The sequence below is a fragment of the Alkalibacterium psychrotolerans genome (assembly GCF_054784355.1).
This window is the reverse complement of the sequence record NZ_BAAGPH010000057.1, coordinates 1-667: the sequence shown is the minus strand read 5'-3', so window position 1 is coordinate 667 and position 667 is coordinate 1. Positions and strand designations below refer to the sequence as shown.

Annotated in this window: 1 protein-coding gene; it reads right to left on the bottom strand. The window is 33.4% G+C overall.

Translation table 11 applies throughout. The features are described from left to right. Positions 1-110: 110 nt before the first annotated feature. Positions 111-374 carry an Abi family protein gene (locus tag ACYVLS_RS08855; protein ID WP_460323686.1) on the bottom strand — a complete coding sequence of 88 codons (264 nt, stop codon included), beginning with the start codon at positions 372-374 and terminating at the stop codon, positions 111-113. Between the last annotated feature and the right edge of the window lie 293 nt (positions 375-667).

The window sequence follows — 667 nt, the reverse complement described above, 5'->3', positions numbered from 1 at the left end:
GAAGGTTCATTTAGTTAAAATCTACTTCGAGAACGCACTATTTTGTAGAAAAATTCCCAATTTTTCCAAGAACGATTAATTTATTCAAGAAACCAGCTTAAATTATAGAGCTATGAATTATTCAGGAGTAAGTTAATTCTTAAATTTTTATCCTGGTAATAACGTGTTAAAACTTCGCTAAATGATACACCTGAATAGCTTATATGTACTTCCCCATTAACTTTCTTAGCGGTGCTTAGAGGTCTTGCAAATTCTTTCAACCTATAGTAACTAATGTGTTCTAATTTTTTTAGATCACCTGATTTAACCGACATTCCCCTTTCAGCAAACAAATCTAGTTGTTCCTGAAAGCTGAGTGAAGTAGTATTTTCCATATTACCTCCTTATGAATACAAAAAGAGCCCCCATGTCAGAACGTATCTGTCTTCAAGGTTCATCACCTATCAGAAATGGGGGCGTGGTTATCTAGTAAATATATAGTACAACACGCTTTCATATTTGTCAAATCTAAACTTTAGTGTTCATTTTTTAGACATACTAACCTGAACAATTCATACTTTTCGTTGAAACATGTGCCAACTGCCTAACGGCAGCTTAAATTTACTTTTTCATTTTCACCTGTTAAGTGATGAAAAAAGAACCCCATTCTGATATGGTAAAGGTGTCT